Annotated in this window: 22 protein-coding genes; 6 read left to right on the top strand and 16 right to left on the bottom strand. The window is 66.7% G+C overall.

All coding sequences use genetic code 11. The features are described from left to right. The 4 genes from O6P39_RS01160 to O6P39_RS01145 all read right to left on the bottom strand — a co-directional run bounded on the left by O6P39_RS01160 (position 1) and on the right by O6P39_RS01145 (position 4616). Positions 1 to 969, bottom strand: coding sequence for a PDR/VanB family oxidoreductase (locus O6P39_RS01160; RefSeq protein WP_275609664.1), 969 nt, complete (start codon positions 967 to 969; stop codon positions 1 to 3). Beyond that, complete coding sequence (locus tag O6P39_RS01155) at positions 966 to 1565, bottom strand: dimethylamine monooxygenase subunit DmmA family protein (protein ID WP_275609663.1); 600 nt, start codon at positions 1563 to 1565, stop codon at positions 966 to 968. Before O6P39_RS01155 ends, O6P39_RS01160 begins: the two co-directional genes overlap by 4 nt. Before the next feature lie 496 nt (positions 1566 to 2061). Beyond that, positions 2062 to 3498: a sigma 54-interacting transcriptional regulator gene (locus O6P39_RS01150; RefSeq protein WP_275609662.1), complete on the bottom strand. Its 1437-nt coding sequence runs from the start codon at positions 3496 to 3498 to the stop codon at positions 2062 to 2064. Beyond that, on the bottom strand, positions 3495 to 4616 hold the full coding sequence (locus O6P39_RS01145) for a PAS domain-containing protein (protein WP_275609661.1): 1122 nt from the start codon (positions 4614 to 4616) through the stop codon (positions 3495 to 3497). Before O6P39_RS01145 ends, O6P39_RS01150 begins: the two co-directional genes overlap by 4 nt. A 137-nt stretch (positions 4617 to 4753) precedes the next feature. Here O6P39_RS01145 and O6P39_RS01140 point away from each other — a divergent pair, with 137 nt between their 5' ends. Continuing rightward, positions 4754 to 4990, top strand: a complete 237-nt coding sequence (locus tag O6P39_RS01140; protein ID WP_275609660.1) for a hypothetical protein — start codon at positions 4754 to 4756, stop codon at positions 4988 to 4990. On the opposite strand, the gene O6P39_RS01135 is transcribed toward O6P39_RS01140, so the two are convergent. The 9 genes from O6P39_RS01135 to O6P39_RS01095 form a co-directional block, all read right to left on the bottom strand. After that, positions 4957 to 5952 (bottom strand): ATP-grasp domain-containing protein, encoded by a 996-nt coding sequence (locus O6P39_RS01135; RefSeq protein ID WP_275609659.1) that lies wholly within the window; start codon positions 5950 to 5952, stop codon positions 4957 to 4959. The genes O6P39_RS01140 and O6P39_RS01135 overlap by 34 nt on opposite strands. Positions 5953 to 6195: 243 nt before the next feature. Next, the gene (locus O6P39_RS01130; RefSeq protein WP_275609658.1) at positions 6196 to 7125 is read right to left on the bottom strand and encodes a phosphatidate cytidylyltransferase; all 930 of its coding nucleotides are present in this window, start codon (positions 7123 to 7125) and stop codon (positions 6196 to 6198) included. Position 7126: 1 nt separating this feature from the next. Beyond that, positions 7127 to 7756, bottom strand: coding sequence for a lysophospholipid acyltransferase family protein (locus O6P39_RS01125; RefSeq protein ID WP_275609657.1), 630 nt, complete (start codon positions 7754 to 7756; stop codon positions 7127 to 7129). Positions 7757 to 7770: 14 nt separating this feature from the next. Next, the gene (locus tag O6P39_RS01120) at positions 7771 to 8217 is read right to left on the bottom strand and encodes a hypothetical protein (RefSeq protein ID WP_275609656.1); all 447 of its coding nucleotides are present in this window, start codon (positions 8215 to 8217) and stop codon (positions 7771 to 7773) included. After that, positions 8207 to 9547: a phosphatase PAP2/dual specificity phosphatase family protein gene (locus tag O6P39_RS01115; protein WP_275612054.1), complete on the bottom strand. Its 1341-nt coding sequence runs from the start codon at positions 9545 to 9547 to the stop codon at positions 8207 to 8209. Before O6P39_RS01115 ends, O6P39_RS01120 begins: the two co-directional genes overlap by 11 nt. An 11-nt stretch (positions 9548 to 9558) precedes the next feature. Further along, on the bottom strand, positions 9559 to 11316 hold the full coding sequence (locus tag O6P39_RS01110; RefSeq protein ID WP_275609655.1) for a bifunctional alpha/beta hydrolase/class I SAM-dependent methyltransferase: 1758 nt from the start codon (positions 11314 to 11316) through the stop codon (positions 9559 to 9561). A 64-nt stretch (positions 11317 to 11380) separates the two neighbouring features. After that, the gene (locus O6P39_RS01105) at positions 11381 to 12001 is read right to left on the bottom strand and encodes a CDP-alcohol phosphatidyltransferase family protein (protein ID WP_275609654.1); all 621 of its coding nucleotides are present in this window, start codon (positions 11999 to 12001) and stop codon (positions 11381 to 11383) included. Between the two features lie 231 nt (positions 12002 to 12232). Further along, entirely contained in the window at positions 12233 to 12562 is a 330-nt protein-coding gene (mdtI, locus tag O6P39_RS01100; RefSeq protein WP_275609653.1) for a multidrug/spermidine efflux SMR transporter subunit MdtI, read from the bottom strand. Continuing rightward, positions 12556 to 12915, bottom strand: a complete 360-nt coding sequence (locus O6P39_RS01095) for a multidrug efflux SMR transporter (RefSeq protein ID WP_275609652.1) — start codon at positions 12913 to 12915, stop codon at positions 12556 to 12558. The genes mdtI and O6P39_RS01095 overlap by 7 nt, the downstream gene beginning before the upstream one ends. A 465-nt stretch (positions 12916 to 13380) precedes the next feature. On the opposite strand from O6P39_RS01095, the gene sulP reads away from it, so the two are divergent. Beyond that, the gene (gene sulP / locus O6P39_RS01090; RefSeq protein WP_275609651.1) at positions 13381 to 15024 is read left to right on the top strand and encodes a sulfate permease; all 1644 of its coding nucleotides are present in this window, start codon (positions 13381 to 13383) and stop codon (positions 15022 to 15024) included. A 1-nt stretch (position 15025) separates the two neighbouring features. Further along, the gene (locus O6P39_RS01085; protein WP_275609650.1) at positions 15026 to 15691 is read left to right on the top strand and encodes an HAD family hydrolase; all 666 of its coding nucleotides are present in this window, start codon (positions 15026 to 15028) and stop codon (positions 15689 to 15691) included. 9 nt (positions 15692 to 15700) lie between these two features. On the opposite strand, the gene O6P39_RS01080 is transcribed toward O6P39_RS01085, so the two are convergent. Continuing rightward, positions 15701 to 16651, bottom strand: coding sequence for an adenosine deaminase (locus tag O6P39_RS01080; RefSeq protein WP_275609649.1), 951 nt, complete (start codon positions 16649 to 16651; stop codon positions 15701 to 15703). A 218-nt stretch (positions 16652 to 16869) separates the two neighbouring features. Between O6P39_RS01080 and O6P39_RS01075 the strand changes: the two genes are divergently transcribed. The 3 genes from O6P39_RS01075 to O6P39_RS01065 all read left to right on the top strand — a co-directional run bounded on the left by O6P39_RS01075 (position 16870) and on the right by O6P39_RS01065 (position 19012). After that, complete coding sequence (locus tag O6P39_RS01075; protein WP_275609648.1) at positions 16870 to 17310, top strand: DUF1090 domain-containing protein; 441 nt, start codon at positions 16870 to 16872, stop codon at positions 17308 to 17310. Positions 17311 to 17420: 110 nt separating this feature from the next. Next, positions 17421 to 18503 carry a calcium:proton antiporter gene (locus O6P39_RS01070; RefSeq protein WP_275609647.1) on the top strand — a complete coding sequence of 361 codons (1083 nt, stop codon included), beginning with the start codon at positions 17421 to 17423 and terminating at the stop codon, positions 18501 to 18503. Between the two features lie 2 nt (positions 18504 to 18505). Further along, positions 18506 to 19012 carry a nucleoside 2-deoxyribosyltransferase gene (locus tag O6P39_RS01065; protein ID WP_275609646.1) on the top strand — a complete coding sequence of 169 codons (507 nt, stop codon included), beginning with the start codon at positions 18506 to 18508 and terminating at the stop codon, positions 19010 to 19012. Between the two features lie 135 nt (positions 19013 to 19147). Here O6P39_RS01065 and O6P39_RS01060 read toward each other — a convergent pair whose 3' ends face one another. Together O6P39_RS01060 and O6P39_RS01055 are read right to left on the bottom strand one after the other, a co-directional pair. Further along, complete coding sequence (locus O6P39_RS01060; protein ID WP_275612053.1) at positions 19148 to 20122, bottom strand: energy transducer TonB; 975 nt, start codon at positions 20120 to 20122, stop codon at positions 19148 to 19150. A gap of 130 nt (positions 20123 to 20252) precedes the next feature. After that, positions 20253 to 21215, bottom strand: coding sequence for a CobW-like GTP-binding protein (locus tag O6P39_RS01055; RefSeq protein ID WP_275609645.1), 963 nt, complete (start codon positions 21213 to 21215; stop codon positions 20253 to 20255). Positions 21216 to 21239 lie beyond the last annotated feature (24 nt).

Raw genomic sequence — 21239 nt, 5'->3', positions numbered from 1 at the left:
TCAGCAGTCGATGACCAGCCGCGAGCACTTGGCACGCGACACGCAGGGCATGATTTTCTTGTTGGCGGCCTTGTCCTCGTCGGACAGCCAGTCGTCGGTGTGGAGGATTTCTCCGTCCAGCTCCAGGACGTTGGTCTCGCACATGCCGCAAGCGCCGCCGCGGCACAGGTACGGGATCTCGTGGCCAGCGGCCTCGGCGGCCTCCAGCAGGCTCTGGTCGGGCGACACCTGGATGGTCGCGCCGCTGCGCGCCAGGGTGACCTGGAACGCCTCGCCGACGCTGCCCTGTTCGAGGAAGCGCTCATAGTGGATGTGGCTGTCGGTCCAGCCGTGGGCGTGGGCGGCGTCGATCGTCGCCTGGATCATGCCCTCGGGGCCGCAGACGTAGACGTCGCTGCCCAGCGGCCGGTCGGCCAGCACTTCGGCAATGTTCAGGCGCTCGCCACGGTCGTCGCGGTACAGGCGCACGGCGTCGCCGTATTCCTGCCGCAGTTCTTCGCCCAGGCGCGCATGGGCGTCGCCGCGCACCGCCAGGTGCACTTCGAAGGGCGTGCCGCGCAGGCGCAGTTCGGCCAGTTGCGAGCACACCGGGGTGATGCCCACGCCGCCGGCGATGAACAGGTGCAGGCGCGCGTGCTTGCTCAGCGGGAACAGGTTCACCGGGCGCAGGATTTCCAGCTCGTCGCCTTCCTGCACCACGTCGTGCATGTACTTCGAGCCGCCACGACCTTCTTCCACGCGGCGCACGGCGATCTGGTAGGCGCTGGCGTCGTAGGGCGAACTCATCAGCGAGTAGGCGTTGCGGTAGGTGCCGGTCGCGTGGGGCATCAGCACCACGACGTTGCTGCCGCCGGAGAACGGCGTCAGATGAGCGCCGTCGGTGGAGGCCAGGGTGAAGCGCTTGATCTCCGGGGTCACCTGCTCGATGCGGGTGACGCGGACGTTGAGGGTTCCGTTGGACTGGCTCATGTGTCGAGCTCCTCGGCTTCGGGCAGTTCGCCGGGGACTTCGGCGTCGGCCTTCACCGCCTGGAAGGCCGCGAGGCGGCGGGAGTAGTGGTCGCGGACCACCAGGGTGCGGGCGCAGTGCGGACACTCGAAGACGCGCTGGGTGACGTTCTCGGTGTAGCCGTCGCAGTGCACGCACCAGACGCGACGTACGAAGGAGCCGGCGTGTTCGCGCAGCACCTCGTCCTTGTTCAGGTTGATCGCGTCGGCGGCCTGCATGGCGGTGCCGATGAAGCTTTCCGAGCCGGCCAGATACAGGCGGGTGCCCATGCGCGACTGGCCCAGCAGGGCGTGCAGGTCATCGACCAGCGCGCGGTTGCTCGGGTAGATCGCCAGCTCCACGTCGGTGATGTCGCGCAGCGCGGCGAGGTGATCCTGGCCGGAGAAAGTCTCGGTGGAATACAGCACGCGGATGGGCGCTGTGCGCGGCATGTCGGCGAGCAGGCGGAGCATGGCGGCGCCGCCGCTGCCCTGGCCGGCGATGATGTGGTGATGGCCACCAGCGAGCGGGCGCAACTGGTCGTAGACCGGCCGGCTCTTGATACCTGTGATGAGCATTATTCTTGTGCCTCCAGAACTGCCGGCTCTCTGAAGTCAGGAGCGCCGGCGCGATTCGAGGACCCGTGCACGGTCACGGGTCGCAGGAGACAGGGCACAGACTGTGCCAAATAGTTAAGCAATTGAAATTTAAAGGAAAAGTAAAAATATGAGATCAGAGGTGTAAGCAGAAATGACAACGCCTGTAGGCAGGCTTGCAGCGGTGGATTGTCGCAGGAGCGTTTTTGAAGAGTAGTGATGACGGCGTGATCGGGTGCTGAGGAAATGCTGTCTGTAGGAGCGAGCTTGCTCGCGAACCTTGTCGCAACTCGGGGCCTTCGGCCGCCCTCACCCTAATCCTCTCCCGGAGGGAGAGGGGACTGATCGGCATGAGCTTCACCTTGCGAGCTCGCCGGCTGACTCGCAATCACTCGCGCGCTCCAGACGGCCCCCTCTCCCTTTGGGAGAGGGCTGGGGTGAGGGGCTTTTCAGAAAATCGCGGACTATCAGGCGGCGCTCACTCGTCCCGCTGCAACTTGCGGATCAAGGTGCCGACGTCGATACCCAGGTGGATCGCCGCCTTGCGCTTGCTGCCGCACAGGCGCACGGCGCGCAGGATGACCTGGCGCTCGTAGCGCTGCACCTGGGCCTTGAGTGGCTGATCGTCGATGGCCGCAGCCGGTTCGTCGGCGGCGACGGGACTGCCGGCCGGCGGCGCGCCGAGCAGTTCCGGCGGCAGGTGCAGCTCTTCCGCCACGTCGTCGGCCAGCACGGCGAGGCGCTCGAAGATGTTCACCAGCTCGCGGATGTTGCCGGGGAAGTCGTAGGCCAGCAGGCGCTCCCGGCACGCCGAGGACAACCGCAGCAGCGGCTGGCGGTCGCGGTTGATGCGCGCCAGGAGGATGTCCATCAGCACCGGCAGATCGTCGCGGTGGGCGCGCAGCGGCGGGATTTCCACCGGCAGCACGGCCAGGCGGTAGTAGAGGTCGGCGCGGAATTCGCCGGCCGCCACCTGGGCGCGCAGGTCCTTGTTGGTGGCGGCGATCACCTGCACCTGGACCTGCTTGGACAACGGCGAACCCACCGGCTGGATGGTGCCGTCCTCCAGGAACTTGAGCAGCTTGGCCTGCACCTGCAACGGGATTTCGCCGATCTCGTCGAGGAACAGCGTGCCGCCGGAGGCGCTCTCGATATAGCCGCGCTTGCCCGACTGCAACGCGCCGGTGAAGGCGCCGCGTTCGTAGCCGAACATCTCCGATTCGAAGAGGGTGTCCGGGATGCTCGCGCAGTTCACGTCGATGAAGGGCCGGTCGCCCCAGCCGGCGGCGCGGTGGATGTGCCGGGCGATGGCGGTCTTGCCCACGCCGGGCTCGCCGAGCAGCAGCAGGCGCGCGCGGCGGCGGAAGGCGCGTACGCCCATGTCGGCGATGGAGGAGAGCAGCGGCGACATGTGCAGGGCGTTGTCCTGCGGGTCGCCCAGGCCCGACAGGTCGGTGGTCGAGGCGCGCCCGGAAGGGCTGCGCAGGCTGCCCGCCGTGCCCGGCTCGTATTCGCGCTGGATCAGCAGGCAGTAGGGCTTCTCGTAGGCCGTCGTCGGTACCGCCTGGGCCCGGGTGAGGAACACCCGGCCATCGCGGGAGCGGGTCAACGCACTCTTGCCGCCGCGCCGCAGGGCCTGCTGGAAATCGTCGAACTGCAGCGCGGAGCGCTGGAAGAAATCCACGTCCGGCAGGCCCAACACATCGACGCGGGTGACGCGGTTGACCCGCTCCGCGGCAAGGTTGATGAAGCGCACCCGCGAGTCGCCGTCGCAGACGATCAGCGCCTCGCTGAAGCTGTCCAGCAGGGCATGCAGCGCCGGCGTCTCCAACAGCGCGGAAAGCATCTCCCCGGAGGCGCTGACCGAGGAGCGCATGCCCATGCGCGGGGACGCGAAGAAACCTTCTTCGCTCATGGATGCAGCTCCGTCGCCTTGTTCGCCTGGCGCAGCACGAAGACGCGCCAGGCCACGCCCTCGCGGATGAGGATGCGCGAGCAGTGGCTGTTGAAGGATTGGTAGTTGCCGAACTGGTCGGGCAGGTCGAGCACCTGCCAGGTGCGCTCGGGCAGGGGCATGCGGTTCAGTGTGGAGGCCAGGCCGGCGGCGCGGGTGATGCCGAAGGTCTGCTCGAAGGCCGCGTTGCGCCATTGCGGCTGGGCCGCCTCGTCGATCACCAGCACGGCGTCGGGCACCGCGTCGAACACCCGGCGCAACGCTTCGATGCGCTGCTCGGCATCGTGCTGCATGCGCAGTTCCTGGCTGACGTCGCGCAGGCTGCCCCACATCCGCAGCATGCGGCCGTTGTGGATACTGGCGCGCACATCGTTCTCCACATAGGCAGGCGAGCCGTCGTGGCGGCGGTCCACCGACAGCGCGCCATCGACGTGGAAGTCCGCCTCGATCAGGCGCCGCACGAATTCCTCGTTGGCCGGGCTGCGCGGCCAGTACAGGCGCACCGGCTGTTCGCTGAAGTCGACGTCGGCGGGCATCTCGTAGATGTTGGCCATGGCGCGGTTGCACATACGCCAGTAGGAGCGGTTTTCGAACACCTGGCGGACGATCTCGTCGGGCGTCTCGCGCACGTCCACGGACTCGGCGAACTCGATGCACCAGTAGGCGACCCGCGCGCTGAAGAGCATCTGGCTCATCACTTCGTTGGCACTCTGCAGCTCGCCCAGGCGGCGGCTGATCGGCCCCAGCGGCATCTTCACCAGGTGCAGGCGCGCCGGCTCGCCGTCGCGCCACTGCAGCACGCCGCTGGCGAGCACCGGCAACAGACCGCCGTTGTGGCGGATCAGGGTCAGTTCCAGGTCCTGTACGCGCTCATCGGCCGGTGGGTTGGCGAACAGCTGCATCAGCGCGTTCAGCGAGTCGGCGGTGTAGATCAGCTCGGCGCCCTGGCCATCCAGCGAACCGGGCGCATAACCGAGCTGATCGGTCTGCTCGGCGGAAACTTCGATGAAGCGTCCCTGGGACGTGAGGCTGTCGGACAGCAGCAGGCCTCTGTCCAGCAGCAGTTTTAGCGGGTCCATTTCTCCCTCCAAGGCAGATCTCCAAATGCAAATTCCCAACACGGCGGTGCGGCCGCCAGGCGGCCGGCAGGAGGAGCAAGGCATGTTGCATGCCAGCCTGAAACGCCCGTGCGCCGTGGGGTGGCGTGGAAGGGCGTATGCAAAAACGCAGCACTGCGCGCAATCGCGCAGCGCACGTTGCAGAGTATCTGCTGTATTGCTGCAACGGCGCGCCGGATGATGAAAGGTTGGGAATTTCGCGCCCCAGATTCGCGGCGCAGCAGATCACCGACGACGCGGCGCGCCCAGGATTGAACCTGCGCGCAGCGCGCCATGCGGTATCACGCTCGGGAACGCCCCCCTACATCCCGCTGACTGTGGTGACCTCCACGTAATGCCGCGCATGGATCGCCGGTGCCGGCACGACCGGCGCATCCAGTTCGCTACGCGAGAAGCAGCGGAAATGGTTGAGCACCATGTCGTAGCCGGAAAGCCTGGTGAAGGCAATCCCACCGGAAAACCTCGGGTTGACGTCCATCAGCAGTGCGTCGCCCTCATGGACGAGGAATTCCATGTTGATGCAGCCATTCACGCCGAGCACCTGTGCGACCCGGCCCGCGGCTTCGACCAGCGACGCATCGGGCAGCATCTGCACGGTCAGGCCGGCGCCGTTGGAGGTACGCACCAGTTCCTGCCGGGCCATGCCGGCCCACTGCCCGGTACCGGCGTGCCGTACCACGTCGACGACGCACACCTCGCCGGGTAGCAGCGGCTGCACGATGTATTCGCGATCCTGGCACTTGTCCTGGATGTAGCGCAGGTAGTCCGGGTCGTGGATACGCACCAGCCCTTCGCAGTTGCGGCCGTCGCATGGCTTGGCGATCAGCGGCAGCTCCAGCCCCGGCACCGGCAGGTCCTGCAGGCGCCAGGTGGGAATGGCGCGGATGCCCTGGACATCCTCGAAGGCCTGGAACACCCGCCACTTGTCACGGGCGATGTGGATGGTGTCCAGCGGCGGCATACAGAGGGTGATGCCACGGGAGGTGAACAGCTCATGATGCAGCGCGAACGCATCGATCTCTGGATCGATCTGCGGCAGCACATGGGTCACCCGCTCGGCCTCGCAGATCGACAGTACGCGACGGATGTAAGCGTCCACGTCCCGTGCAGGGGGCACCTGATAGGCGGCATCCAGCAACGCCGAGGTGGCGCACCACTCCGGGGGCTGGATGTTGGTCCCTATCAGTCGCGCTGACGAGTGGCCACGCAATGATGCGATCACCGCCTCGGTGCAGAACGCACCGGTAGCCGTGATCAGGCAGGCGGGGGAGAAAATACCGTCAAATAGCGTGTTCATGGGCGTACTCCGCCGAAAGTACGCCAAAAGAGCTCAACAATGGAGTGAGTTCCCATTTGCTTGTGGCCTCGCAGTGAGTCGACTGGCTGCCCGCCCTGGCGCCTCGCTGGCCATACGGCGAATTGCCAGCGACCCAATCAAGCGTAGCCGCGAACCCGCGCCCGGAAATGCGGCGGCCCCGGCCAGTGCTGGAAAAACTCGCTCACCCGAGCCTGAGGCCCGTCCTACCTGGCCCGCCGCTCGTCAGGTCCACCAATAGCGCACGAAATGGAAGAACACCGGCGCCGCGAAACACACCGAATCCAGGCGGTCGAGCATGCCGCCGTGGCCTTCGATCATGTGGCCCCAGTCCTTCACGCCCCGGTCGCGCTTGATCGCCGACATCACCAGCCCACCGAAGAAGCCGAGGATGTTGATCATCAGCGCGATCAGCAGCGCCTGCCAGGGCTTGAACGGCGTGATCCACCACAATGCGCCGCCGACCAGGGTGGCCAGCGCCACGCCGCCGACGAAGCCTTCCACGGTTTTGGACGGCGACAGGTTCGGCGCGATCTTGCGCTTGCCGAACAGCTTGCCGCAGACGTACTGCAGCACGTCCGAGAGCTGCACGACGATCACCAGGAAGGCGATCAGCAGCAGGTTGCGGCCCTCGTAGCCGGCGATGTCCAGCGTCAGCAGCGCCGGCACGAAGGAGATGCAGAACACCGCCAGCATCAGCCCCCACTGCACCTTCGAGGCACGTTCGAGGAAATGCTTGGAGTCGCCGCCCAGCGAGGCGAGGATCGGCAGCAGGAGGAACATGTAGACCGGGATGAAGATGGAGAACAGCCCGTACCACTGGATGCCGATCAGCAGGTACTGCATTGGCAGCACGAAGTAGAACGCCGCCACCAGCGCCGGGTAGTCGCTGCGGCGGGTCGGCATCAGCGTGAGGAACTCGCGCAAGGCATAGAAGGACACGCCGTAGAACAACAGGATCACCGCCCAGTGACCGAGCGCGAAGGCACCGCCGATCACCGCGACCATCACCCACCAGGCATTGATCCGCGCGTTGAGGTTGTCGATCACCGCATGCGGTCCGGGCGGCGCCTTCCAGCGCAGCACCGCGCCGACCAGCGAGGCGAGAACGAGGATGGCGCCGATGCCACCGAAGAGCAGCCAGGTCTGGTTCATCTCAGTGGCCCTCCGGCGCAGCGAGCTTGAGCAGCGCCTCGCGGGCGCGTTCGAGGAAGGCCTCCTTGCCCTCGCCCTCCTGCACCGCCAGCGGTGCGCCGAAGCTCAGAGTGCACAGCAGCGGCAACGGCAGCGCGCGCCCCTTGGGCATCACACGGTTGAGGTTGTCGAGCCACACCGGCACCAGCTCCACCTCTGGATGTTTTTTGGACAGGTGATAAATGCCGCTCTTGAATGGCAGCAGGCGCACCTCCTCGTCGAGGTTGCGCGTGCCTTCGGGGAACAGGATCAGCGAGTCGCCATCGGCCAGCGCCTGCTCCACCGGCTCCAGCGGATTGCGGCCTTCGGCCGTGCCTTGGCGGTCGATCAGCACGCCATGGAACACGCGATTGATGATGAAGCCACGCAGGCCGCCCTTGCCCCAGTAGTCCATGCCAGCCACCGGCCGGGTGCGGGCGCGCAGCTCTGGGGGCAGCGAAGCCCAGAGCAGGACGAAATCGCCGTGACTGCTGTGGTTGGCGTAGTAGATGCGCTGCGCCGGAATCGGCGTGGTGCCGATCCACAAGCTGCGCAGGCCGGTCACCGCACGGGCACCGGCGATGATGGCGTAGGCGAAGAGTCGTTCCAGCATTCCGGGTACGTTCCTCAGGATTGGAAGGTCAGGGTGATCAGGCACAGCAGCGCGAGCAGCCACTGCGCCGCACAAAACAGCGCCTGCCGACGCAACAGGGCGAGCGCACCGCGACTGCGCTCGCTCCAGGGACGGCCGGCTTTGTCCGCAGGTACGCCGGCGTAAGTGGCGAGCGCGTCGTCCAGCTGGCGGGTTTTCTCCGGCAACGCATCCCCGGCATTCGCCATGGCCTGGAACAGATCGGCATCCAGCGCCACGCGCATGGCGTAGAACTTCTGCACCAGGCCCAGCAGCACCAGCAGCGCCATGCACAGGCTGAACGCCAGCGTGGCGCTGGCCATCAGCACACCGTAGAAGCCGAGCGCCAGGGCGAGCACGGTCAGCGCCGAGGACAGCCCATTGAGGCTGCTGCCGCGGCGCAGGAGGCTCGCGACCAGGATCAGGCCCGGATCAACCGACATGGCTCACCTCCTGCGGCAAGTGCGGCTGGCCGGCGATCTGCGCCAGCACCGCCAGTTGTTCGGCCTTGAGCACCACCTGCGGGCGCGCCCGGCGCAGCTGCGCCACGGCGTCCTCAAGCGTGGCGGCGCGTCCGGAAATCAGCAGCCAGGCGGCGACCACCGTGGCACTGCGCGAATAACCCAGCGCACAGCACACCAGCAGCGGGCCATGGCTGCGCAACGTATCGATCAGTTCGGCGCCGGTCCGGCACTGTTCGGCACTGGGCGCCACCAGATCGAGCAGCGGCAACGAGGCATAGCCTTCGCTGTGCGCCGCACACGGTAGCTCGGCGCATAGATCAAGAACGGCGAGGTCCGGCCTTGCTGCCAGATCGGCAGCGCCGGGCAGGCGGCCGAGCCAGAGGCCGGGCAGCACTTCGTCCGGCTGGGGATGGAGGCGCGTCCAGGCGCGGGAATTGATCCAGGCGCCCAGCAGATAGGGCGCCAGCAGCCAGGAGACTGCCAGCGAGTGCCGACCGTCCGTGTGCTTCTGGAAGCCCTCCGCGCCGATGCCCAGGTAACAGAGCGCGACCAGCGCCAGCGATGCCGACGGCCAGCACAGCCAGAGCCACGCCCCGCCACCGGCAGATGCCAGCGTCGCGCACAACGCCGATCCGATGGCGTAGAAAGCCGCCAAGCGCAGCCGGCGCGGATCGCCGCTCAGCTTCCAGGCGGCAATGGGCGAGCGGCCCTCGCGGGGCCACAGCCAGACACACAGCCAGCCGGCCAGCGCGCCGGTCGGCACGTCGATGAAATGGTGCTGCCAGGTGGTCAGTACCGACAGGCCGATCAGCGCGAACCAGCCGTGCAGCAGCCAGCGCCACAGGCCACCGGCATAGCGGCCGTAGGCGACCCAGAGGATCACCAGCAGCGCGATGTGCAGCGAAGGCGCCTGGTTGAACGGCTTGTCGAAACCCATCAGCAGGTCGAACAACCAGCCGAACACGCCCTCCAGCGCCGGACGCTCGAAGCTGAAGCGCAGCGGGAAGAGCAGGAAGCAGCTCACCGCGATCACCTGCGCGCTGAGCAGGCGCAGGGCGTGGCTGTCCAGCTCGCGGCGGGTGCGCGGCAGCAGGAAGGACAGGCCATAGAGCAGGTCGATGGACCAGTACGGGATGATCGTCCAGGGCCACAGCGGCATGCCGCGCTCCCAGTCGAACACCCATACGCCGACCACCTCGCGCTGCGCCGCTGCCCAGTTGGCGAAACCGTAGCTGGCGAAAAAGAACGGCCCGAGGAACACCAGCCAGATCACCGCCCGGCGCAGCACGCCGGGATCGCGCGCCGGCATTGCTGCCGCCATCAGCTGCGCTCCCGGCGGGCCAGGGACACGGTGAAGATGCCGTCCTCGTCGATGCGCTGGGCCAGCTTGCGGAAGCCGGCGGCCTCCACCAGCTGATCCATCTCCAGCTGCGTGCGCCGGCGCATCACCCAGGCCTGGCCGGCGCGGTGGCTGGTCAGGGCGCGGGCGATCAGCTCCAGTTGCGGGTGCCAGGGCTGGCCGGTGTAGATCAGGTAACCGCCCTCTTCGACCGCCTCGCCGAGGCCGGCCAGCGAGCCGCTGACCATCCCGTTTTCGGCGAACAGCTCGTAGAGGCCGGAGACCACCGCCAGGCTCGGTTTGGGTTCGACGGCGGCGAGGTCGGCGCCATCGAAGGCGTCGCCTTGCACGAAGCGGGCGCGGTCCTTCAGGCCCAGCCGCTCGATCAGTGCCGAGCCTTCGCGCACGTTCAGCTCGCTGTAGTCGCGCAGCAGCACGCTCTCCGGCAACGGCTCGACGCCTTGCAGCGCTTCGAGGATGTAGCGCCCGTGGCCGGCGGCAATATCGAGGATGCGCACCTCACGGCCTTGCTTGCGCAGCTCGGCCATGGCCAGGCGCAGCAGTTCCTCGATGTTCACCTTGCGCTGGCGGATACCGCGCCAGCCGGCAGACTCCAGATAGGTGCGGTCGATCATGCGGCCCACGGGACCGGCGCCGGCGGGCTGGTTGCGGTAGACGTAGTCGAGGGTGCTGCCCGAGTCGAAGCCGGTCTGGAAGCCCAGGTTGATGCCGTCGGACAGCAACCGGCCAAGGCGCATGTTGGCGCGGGTAGCCCGCCAGTAGAGGTCGCGGATCGACCAGTTGGGCAGAGGCGTCGCCAGCGCCTCGGCCTCGGCGCAGGTGTAGCCGAAGCGGTCGGCGTCGCGCAGGTCGGGACGCTCCGGCGCGCGGGCGAAGCATTCGAGCATGAAACGCCGGGCACGGCTCACCGCCTGTTCGCGATGCAGCTCGCCAAGGGTGTCGTGGAAGAAGCCGGGCAGCACGTGCAGCTCCTTGCGCGCCGTACCGAGGTTGTCGAAGAAGCGCTGCTGCGGCTTGCGGTGCACCACGAAGTCCGAGCCGGAGACCAGCAGTTGGGTCGGCACCTGGATCGCCTGGGCGTCGGCCACCACGCGCTCGGCCGCCTCATACAGGCCGAGCAGCACGTTCACCGAAATGGCCCGGGCAATCAGCGGGTCGCTGTCGAAGGAGGCGATGCGCTCGGGGTCGTGGGTGAGGAAACTGGATTTGACGTAGCTGTTGACGAAGAAGTTGCCGCGCCACCAGCGGGCCAGCTTCAGCCCCGGCCGGGCGAAGGGCACGTAGAGCTTGACCTTGAACGCCGGCGAGGCGAGCACCAGGCTGCGGATCGGCGGCGCGTAGTCGTGCACCCAGGTGGAAACCAGAACGGCGCCGACGCTCTGCGCCACCACCGCCATCTCGCGGATGGCGATGCCATGGGTGGCGGTGATGTGTTCGACGAAGGTCTGTATGTCACGCACGCTGGTGCCAAAGCTCGGGCTGTCGCCACGCGCGCCGGGGGACTGGCCGTGGCCGCGGGCGTCCCAGGCGAAGATGTCGAAGCCGGGCATGTCCAGTTCATCGGCCAGATGGGCGATGCGCCCGGAGTGTTCGTGGCCGCGATGGAACAGCAGCACCGCGCGGCGTGGCGCATCAGCGGCCGGCGCAGCGGGCCAGTGGCGATAGAACAGCTCGACGCCGTCGTGGGTAACGAAGTGGTGATTCGAAGATTCGCGCATGACTTCCTCTGTTCAATGGCTTCGGGGACGATCCCATCCCCGCCGTTCAGGCCGTGAGACGTGCTCAGGCGGCCGACTTTTCCCGCTGCTCCGACAGCCCGTGGCGCACGCGATTGACGATAGTCAGCACCAGCAGCACCGCCACCACCACCAGCAGGTCGTTCAGCCAGTCCAGCGGCAAGAGGCCAATCGCCAACCCCGCACCGAAGATGCCGAAGCACAGCGCGCGATCGCTCTTGCCCATCGGGCCGTCGTAGCGACGCGAGGCGCCGACCATCACGCCCAGCACACCGGCGTACTCGCTGATGATCGCCAGCAGCACCACCAGCACCACCAGCCCCGGCGAGACGCCCGGCAGCAGGGCGAACGGCAGGTACAGGGCGCTGTCGGCGATCACGTCGGTCAGTTCATTGAGGTAGGCGCCCAGCTTCGACTGCTGGCCGAACTCACGGGCGAGCATCCCGTCCATGGCGTTGAGCGCCATGCGCACGAACATCCACAGCGGAATCAGCAGGAAGACCCAGGTATGGGCGCTGAGCAGCGCCACGATCAGTGCGACCAGCAGCGAAGCGCCGCACGCGGCGAGCGTCACCTGGTTGGCCGTCACGCCGCGCTGGTGAAGGCGGGTCACCTGGGGACGCAGGAGGTTCTGGAAACGGGACTTGAGTTGGTAGACGGAGATCATGAAGGTCCTTCTCATCGATCGGAACGAACTATCCACAGCCCTGTGGACCCACCGAGCATAGCCTCACGGTGGAAGCGGAGCTGTAGGAAGTGTCTCAGTACAATAGATGAACGATCCCACCTACAAAGACACAGACCAAGTCCACGGGCGCCGAGCAGGATGAAAGTGCGACGCCATGAAAAAGGCGGAGCCCCCTTTCGGAGACTCCGCCTTTTCGTCACTACGGGCTGATCAGGCCAGCTTCAGCAGGCCCATGCCCAGGATCAGCATCGCCAGGCCCAGCCAGCCGCGCCACACCAGGCGCTGGCCGAACAGGGCCCAGCCCATGGCCACGGTGGCGAGGATGCCGAAGCCGCCCCACACCGCGTAGGCCACCGACAGCTCGATACCACGGACCGCCTGCGACAGCGCGGTGAAGGCACCGAGCACGAAGAGAATCGAGGTGACGCCGAGGATGCGCTTGCGGAAACCGTCGGAGTATTTCAGCAGCAGGTTGGCGATCACTTCCAGGACGATGGCCAGGCCCAGCCAGGCCATCGGAATCAGGTCATGGTTCAGCATGCTACGGCCTCCATGTCGGTCTCACGCTCGTTCTTGCGGGTGCCGGATTTCACCAGCAGGATGCCGGCAATCATCACGACCAGGCCCAGCCCTTTCTCCAGGGTCAGGTCCTCGCCCAGCCAGGCGGCGCTGATCAACGAGATCAGTACGATGCCGATACCTTCCCAGAGGGCATAGGCCACGCCCACCGGTACATGCTTGATGGCCAGGGACAGGAAGTAGTACGACAGGCCGACCATCAGGTACATCAGCAGCAGACCCGCGACCGGGTACAGCGCATGAGTGAATTTCATCGAAGTGGTGCCAACGACTTCAAAGCCGATGGCGGCAAACAGATAGATCCAGGAACGCATGATGCAAGCCCTCCCACGGGCGTCCGCGCGCAACAGCACTACAGCATCCTTGCGGCGGTTTTCGGTTCGGGTTCGGTGGCGCCGACTCGGGCAGCGGAGGTTCCGCCGCGCTTGGCGCCACCAACAGGTGACAGCCGAAGGGAGGGGCTAGAGGTCGCCGGTCCAGTAACGCTCGCGCGAAACCAGGCGGGAAGTGGGAAGAGGTAGAGCCTTGATGTTCAACATAATGAACACATTGTGCCAATTTTCCGGTCGACTGGCAAATCGACGGCCTCGATACCCATCATGAACGCCCATATATAGGCGTCTGCGGAACAGCCTGGAAATCAGGCGCCATCAGGGTTGTGCAATATTTTGTTCACGCCGTTCAGCCTGCGACAGCACGCCGCGGCCATGACCTGCGCCAGCACCCGCCCGCGCGCCGCCCTGTTAGTATCTGCAGCCAGTACCCCGTCGGAGACCGCGATGATCGCCCTGCTGGACGCCTGGAAGGCCGGCCTGTTCGGCCGTGAGCACTGGACACGCAATCTGGTAGCCGGCGTGATAGTCGGCGTGGTGGCACTGCCGCTGGCCATGGCCTTCGCCATCGCCAGCGGGGTCAAGCCGGAACAAGGCATCTATACGGCGATCCTGGCCGGCGCACTGGTCTCCCTGCTGGGCGGCAGCCGAGTGCAGATCGCCGGGCCCACCGGCGCCTTCATCGTCATCCTCGCCGGTATCACCGCCAAGTACGGCGTCGACGGCCTGCAGATCGCCACGTTGATGGCCGGCGCCATCCTCGTGCTGCTCGGCGTTAGCCGCCTCGGCGCGATCATCCGCTTCATCCCGGCGCCGGTGATCGTCGGCTTCACCGCCGGCATCGGGGTGATCATCTGGGTCGGTCAGTGGAAGGACTTCTTCGGCCTGCCCGCCGTCAGCGGCGAACACTTCCACCAGAAGCTCTGGCACCTGCTGCAGGTGCTGCCGCAACTGCATATCGCGACCACCCTGCTGGCGCTGCTGAGTCTGGCGCTGGTGCTCTTCACGCCGCGCATCAAGGCCCTGCAGCGAGTCCCCGGCCCGCTGGTGGCGATGGTGGTGGTGACCGCCATCCAGTCGCTGTTCCACTTCGACGGCGTGGCCACCATCGGCAGCGCCTTCGGCGGCATTCCCCAGGGCCTGCCGAGCTTCAGCCTGCCGGAAGTGACCCTGCCGCGCGTGCTGGAGCTGATCGGTCCGGCCTTCGCCATCGCCATGCTCGGCGCCATCGAGTCGCTGCTCTCGGCGGTGGTGGCCGACGGCATGGCCGGCACCCGCCACGACTCCAACCAGGAACTGATCGGCCAGGGCATCGCCAATCTGGTCACCCCACTGTTCGGTGGCTTCGCCGCCACCGGCGCCATCGCCCGCACCGCCACCAACATCCGCAACGGCGGCAACAGCCCGCTGGCCGGCGTCACCCACGCCGCGACTCTGGTGCTGATCCTGCTGTTCCTCGCGCCGCTGGCCTCGAACATTCCGCTCTGCGCGCTGGCGGCGATTCTCTTCGTGGTGGCCTGGAACATGAGCGAGATGCGGCACTTCCTGTTCATGGTCAAGCGCGCACCGCGCGCCGACGTGGCAATCCTGCTGATCACCTTCCTGCTCACGGTGTTCAGCGACCTGGTGATCGCGGTGAACATCGGCGTGATCCTCGCCATGCTGCACTTCATGCGGCGCATGGCGTCGTCGGTGGAAGTGCATGCCAACGAAGGCCCGGAACTGGAGGTGGAACTGCGCGGGCGAGGGCTGGCGGATCTGCCACCGGGGGTGCTGGTCTACAGCATCGAGGGGCCGCTGTTCTTCGGCGCAGCGGAAACCTTCGAGCGCGCCCTGGTCACGACCCACACCGACCCGAAGGTGCTGATCATCCGCCTGCGCCGGGTCCCCTTCATGGATATCACCGGCCTGCAGACGTTGCGGGAGGTGATCGAGGACCTCCAGCGGCGCGGCATCGAGGTGCGCCTGTGCGAAGCCAACTCGCGGGTACTGCGCAAGTTGCGCAAGACCGGGATACTCGACGTGCCGAGGGCGGCCATCTATCACCACGACTTCCCTGCTGCGCTGACGGCCACGGTGGCCGGGGCCTGACATGCCGGGGCGGATCGACGCGCTGATCTTCGACTGCGACGGCACGCTGGTGGACAGCGAGCAGCTGTCCGCCGAACTGCTCGTCCGGCTACTCGACGAGCGTGGTGCGCGTACCACGGTGGACGCCATCCTGCCGATCTACCGCGGCGAGCGCTTGCAGGACGTGGTGGAGCATCTGGGGCGACTTTATCCACAGGTGGCGCCCGCCGACTTCCTCGCCGAATACCGCCAGCGCAGCCTGCCCTGGCTGCGCGCCCGGCTACAGCCGATGCCCGGCGCGGTGGAACTGGTGCGCCGGCTGCGGGTGGCGAAGTGTGTGGCCTCCAACGGCCCGCGCGAAAAGATCGAGACCAGCCTGGACTGCGCGGGGCTGTTGGACGACTTTCGCGGGCGCGTGATCAGCGCCTACGAAGTCGGCGCCTGGAAGCCCGATCCCGAACTGATCCACCACGCCGCCCGGCGGATGGGCGTGGCGCCCGAGCGCTGCCTGGTGGTGGACGACAGCCTGCCCGGCCTGCGCGCGGGCCTGGCGGCCGGCGCGCAGGTGGTCGGGTTCGGCGAGCTGGACTTCAGCAAGCTGAGTGGCGAGATCGAACGGGCGCGGGACATGCGGGAGCTGGAGCGCCTGCTGGACAGCCTGGGCCTGCTGGCGCCGCCCGCTCCCTGACAAGCCGCATCACTTCACCAACCGCGCATCCAGGCTGTTCTGCGCCAGCCGCTGCGCCTGCTCCCTGGTCATGCCCAGGTGCTCGTGCAGGGCGTGGAAGTTCTCGGTGACGTAGCCGCCGAAGTAGGCCGGGTCGTCCGAGTTCACCGTCACCTTCACGCCGCGTTCGAGCATGTCGAGGATGTTGTGCTCGCGCATGTGGTCGAACACGCAGAGCTTGGTGTTGGACAGCGGGCAGACGGTCAGCGGGATCTGCTCATCAATGATGCGCTGCATCAGGCGCTCGTCCTCGATGGCGCGCACGCCGTGGTCGATGCGCTCGATCTTGAGCAGGTCAAGGGCTTCCCAGATGTACTCCGGCGGGCCCTCTTCGCCGGCGTGTGCGACGGTGAGGAAGCCTTCGGCGCGGGCGCGGTCGAACACGCGCTGGAACTTGCTCGGCGGATGGCCGACCTCGGAGCTGTCCAGGCCAACGGCGATGAAGGCGTCACGGAACGGCAGGGCCTGCTCCAGGGTCTTGAACGCCTCCTCCTCGGACAGATGACGCAGGAAGCTGAGGATCAGCCCGTGGCGGATGCCCAGCTGCTTCTCGCCATCCTTGAGCGCACCCTGGATGCCGCGCAGCACCACTTCGAAGGGGATGCCGCGGTCGGTGTGGGTCTGCGGGTCGAAGAACGGCTCGACGTGGATGACGTTCTGCGCCTTGCACTTCTCAAGGTAGGCCCAGGTCAGGTCGTAGAAATCCTGCTCGGTGCGCAACACGTCGGCGCCGGCGTAATAGAGATCGAGGAATTCCTGCAGGTTGTTGAACGCATAGGCCTGGCGCAGGCTCTCGACGTCGCCCCAGGGCAGGGCGATCTTGTTGCGCTCGGCCAGGGCGAAGAGCAGCTCGGGCTCCAGCGAACCCTCCAGGTGCAGGTGCAGTTCGGCCTTGGGCAGGGCATTGAGCCAGTCGTACATGGTGAGGTCTCGTTATCAGGCGGTCGGGGAAATTATCGCACGGCCCGCAAAGGACGCAGGGGATTGTCCAGCGCCCCGCGAATAAACCTACAGATATCGAGACGGATTCCGATGGCAACTTGGGCTTCGAGCGGTACCGGGAGATGGCACGACAGTCCTATATTGAGTCATGGCAGAAAACTTTTCTGCCTTGTGAAACGTGTTTAAGGATTTTCACTATGACCAAGCTGAAATGGACTGTTCTTCCTCTCGCATTCGCCATGACAGCAGGATTCACCACCCTGGCGTCCGCGGATTGCGCGCACAAGCGGGCCGCGCTCGAGTACCAGCTGCAGAAAGCGCAGCAGTACGGCAATGTCCACCGCATAGCCGGGCTGAAAAGGGCGCTGAGCGAAACCAACGCCCATTGCTTCGCCCACAACGGCTCCGCCGATCCGAGCAGAACCCCGGAGCAGAACGTGGCGAAGCTGAGGAGCGAACTGAGCGACAAACAGGAGGACGTGCGCGAAGCCCGGGCCGACCTGCGCAAGGCCCAGGCCAAGGGCGACCCCGGGAAGATTGCCAAGGCTCAGGCCAAGTTGCAGGAAAAGCAGGCCGAGGTGGAGGAAATCGCGGAGGAACTACGCAGGGTACAGCGTGAACTGACCGCCGAACGCTGACAGCCCGGCGGCTCGGCACGTCTTTCGAAGGCACCTGTCTGCGGCTGGTGCGCCTTCCGGGCATTGCCTAAGATGGCGCACTCGCTCCTACCGGATATGGATAGCCCTCGATGCTGCGTGCGCTCAAAGACGAAAAATTCCTCATCCTCGCCCTGCTGGTGGCGCTGGCAGTGTACCCGCTGGAGCATGGGCTGCTGGGCGGCGGCAAGCTGCTCGCCGGGATCACCGCCAGCGTCCTGCTGGCCGTGATCATCAGCGTCTCGCTGCGGGTGGCGCACCACGCCGAAATCCTCGCGGAAAAGGTCGGCGAGCCCTACGGCACCATGATCCTGACCCTGGCGGCGGTGCTGGTGGAGGTGGTGATCCTGGCGATCATGATGGGCCACAACCATTCGCCGACCCTGGCCCGCGACACCATCTACGCCGCGGTGATGCTGGACATGAACGGCATTCTCGGCCTGGCCGCGCTGCTGGGTGGCCTGAAGCACGGCGAGCAGTCCTACAACGACGACTCGGGCAAGACCTACGTGACCATGATCCTCACCGCCGTGGGCATCTCCATGGTGGTGCCGGAGCTGATCCCCGCCGAGCAGTGGAAGCTCTACTCCTTCTTCACCATCGGCTGCATGGTCATGCTCTATGCCCTGTTCCTGCGCATGCAGACCGGCCAGCACAGCTACTTCTTCAGCTACAACTACGCCGCCCACGGCGAGCACGCCGACGGCCACGAGACCGCGGGCAGCAGCAAGCAGTCCATGGCGTTGCTGGTGGTCGGCGTGGTGCTGATCGGCGCGCTGGCCGAGGTGATGTCCAAGACCCTGGATGTCAGCCTGGAAGGCAGCGGCGTGCCGCCCATCGTGCCGGCGCTGCTGGTGGCGGCGATCTCCGCCAGCCCGGAAATCCTCACCGCCCTGCGCGCAGCCCTGGCCAACCGCATGCAGCCGGTAGTCAACATCGCTCTGGGCGCCTCGCTGTCCACCGTGATCCTCACCGTGCCGGTGATCGAGGCCCTGGCGCTGTTCAAGGGCCAGCCGATCCAGATGGCGATGACCCCGCTGCAGACCGGCATGATGTTCATCACCCTGATGGTCGCCGGCTTCAACCTGCATGACGGCAAGACCAACGCCATCGAAGGCATGACCCACTTCGTGCTGTTCGCCACCTTCCTGATGTTGTCGCTGATGGGACTCTGACCATGCTCAAGATCTACCTCGCCGGCCCCGACGTGTTCCGCCCCGATGCCTTCGAGCAGGGTGAACGGCTCAAGGCCCTGTGCGCCGAGTTCGGCCTGCAGGGGCTGTATCCGCTGGACCACTCGGTGCCCGAGGGGATCGACCAGCCGCGGGAGCAGGCGCTGTGGATCTACCAGGCGAACCTTGCGCTGATCGCCGAAGCCGACGCGGTGGTCGCCAACCTCAACCCCTTCCGTGGCGCCGAGCCGGACAGCGGCACGGCCTTCGAACTGGGCTACGCCGCCGCCCTGGGCAAGCCGCTGTATGGCTACATCCAGGAGGGCGGCAGCTGTGCCGAGCGCCTGCCGTGCGAGTGGAAGGGCGACGAACCGGATCGCGACCGCGAGGGCAACCAGGTGGAAGCCTTCGGCCTGCCGCTGAACCTGATGCTCGGGGTTCCGGCGCAGATCGCCGTGGGCGGGGTGCGGGAAGCGCTGGAATTGTTGCGTGCGGAGCTGATGCTTTTGTAGGAGCGAGCTTGCTCGCGAACCGCCCCACCGACGCAGTCTCCGGCAAATCTGTTCGCGAGCAAGCTCGCTCCTACGAAGAACCGTGCCAATAAAAAACGCGCCCCAGGGCGCGTTTTTTATTGGGTCAGAAGAGGCTCAGCGACCTTTCTTCAGCTCGAAGTTGAACACCTTGGTCGCCTGGCGCGCCACGATCCGACCGCCCAGCGTGCGGGGCTCGAAGCGCCACCTTTCCATGGCGTCGCGCACGCTGCGCTCGAAGACGCGCGGCGGGGTCGATTCGAGGAACTGGATGTCGGTGATCCGACCATCGCTGGTGATGGTGAACAACACCTTCACGTGTCCTTGGATCTGCTTCGCCTGAGCCATGCGCGGATAGGCCGGCGGGTCCATGCGCAGCGGCTTGATGTCGCTGTCGTTGAGGCTGCCGGTCGGCAGGCCGGCGGGGCCTTGGGAGCCAGTCGGCGCCGACTGCGCGCCCGGGGTGGACTGGCCAACGGTCGGCGCGGCGGGCGGCGGCGGGGCGGCCGGGGTCGGCGGCGCGGTGGTTTCCGGCGCCGACTCCGCCTCAGGCTCGGGCTTGGGTTTCGGCTTGGGCTTGGGCGCGACCTTGGGAATGGCCTTTTCCACCGGCTTGGGCTTTGGCTTGGGCTTTTCCACCGGTTTGGGCGGCTCGACCGGCTTGGGCGGCTCAGGCGGTGTCGGCACCGGCGCCGCGGCCGGCGGTTGCTGCACAGGCTCGGGCTTGGGCGGCAGGGTGACGACGCTGACCTGCATCGCCTTGGGCAGCTCGCCCTGCCCCAGGTTCAGCTCCGTCGGCGCAGGCACGACCCAGAACAGCGCGGCGACGATCGCCGCATGCATGCCGATCGCCAGGCCCGAGGGCCGCCACCAGCCGCCACTGCGCGGCGGTTCTTCGCCCTCCTCCACGCCTTCCACGGGAATGGCGTAGGGGATCAGCACCTCTTCGGGGGTTACGTCCACATCCCGGCGTTCCCCTTCGCAACTGACCAGGCGCAGGTTGGCCTCGTTGACGCGCTGGGCGTTCACGCTGGGCAATACGGCGCTGTCTTCCACCGTGGCTGCAGGGAACAGCGGGGCCTCGGCGGACACGGCGAGAGGGTCATCAGCCGCTTCGCGCAGTTGGGGTAACGACATGAGAAAGCCTGCGGAAAGAGTTCAGGAAGCAGTAACTTCTGATAATTATTATCATTCACTAATCCCGCAAGGGCAACCTCGTCCGTCAGGATGGCGCGATGGCATGGCGCAAAAGCGCGTCGTGGAGCGGTTGCGGGTCCATCTGCGCCGCCAGGATCAGCTCGATCCGGCTGTCGCGCCGCCAGGGGCTGGGCGTCCAGGGCGCAACCTCTGCGGTGCGGTTGCACGCCAGCCAGCCGGCCTCGCCGTGCAGGACCGCCTTGGCCCGCAGCAGCCCCGGTAAACCGGCGAGCCAGTCATCCAGTTCGGCAATGCGGAAGCGCCAGTCGGGGTGAAAGCGCCAGCCGATCGCTTGCCGGCCGTCCTCGATACGCACCTGCCGCATCGGCTGGTCGCGACGCAGCAGCACGGCACTTTCCACACCCTTCGGCAGGGTCGGCAATTCGCTCGCGGCCTCCGTCAGGGGCGTGGTCGGCAACTCGGGGAGCGCCAGCCGGCCCTGGGTGGTCCAGCGCATCGGTAACGCCGGCAGGCCGGCCAGGAGCGCGGCGCGGGCGGCGTCATCGAGGTCTTCACTCTTGTTCAGCAGCAACAGTCCGGCCTGCGCCAAGGCATTCTGCTGGGACTCGGGCAACGGTTGTCCGGCCGCCAGTGCCGCGGCGTCCAGCACCATGACCAGCGGCTGGACCGCCAGCACGCCCTGCCAGGGCGCGGCGCGCAGTTGCGCCAACAGCTGCGCGGGATGCCCGAGCCCGGAGGGTTCGATGAACAGCCGCTGCGGCCTGGCCTTGCGCAGCAGCCGGCCCAGGCCGACCTGGAAGGGTGCGCCATTCACGCAGCACAGGCAACCGCCGGCGACCTCGCCGAGGGCGACGCCGTCCTCGTCGCGGCTGAGCAGCGCGGCGTCCAGGCCAACCTGGCCGAATTCGTTGACCAGCACCGCCCAGCGCTCGTGGGCCGGACGTTGGGCCAGCAGGTCGCGCAGCAGGCTGGTCTTGCCCGCGCCGAGGGAGCCGGCAATGAGATGAGTCGGGATCTGCTTCAACATTCGCCCATGGTGCCGCCTGACGCT

The sequence above is a fragment of the Pseudomonas sp. PSE14 genome, from assembly GCF_029203285.1.
Lineage (GTDB): Bacteria > Pseudomonadota > Gammaproteobacteria > Pseudomonadales > Pseudomonadaceae > Pseudomonas.
Note: the sequence above shows the minus strand (reverse complement) of the source record. Positions and strands in the feature narration are given on the sequence as shown.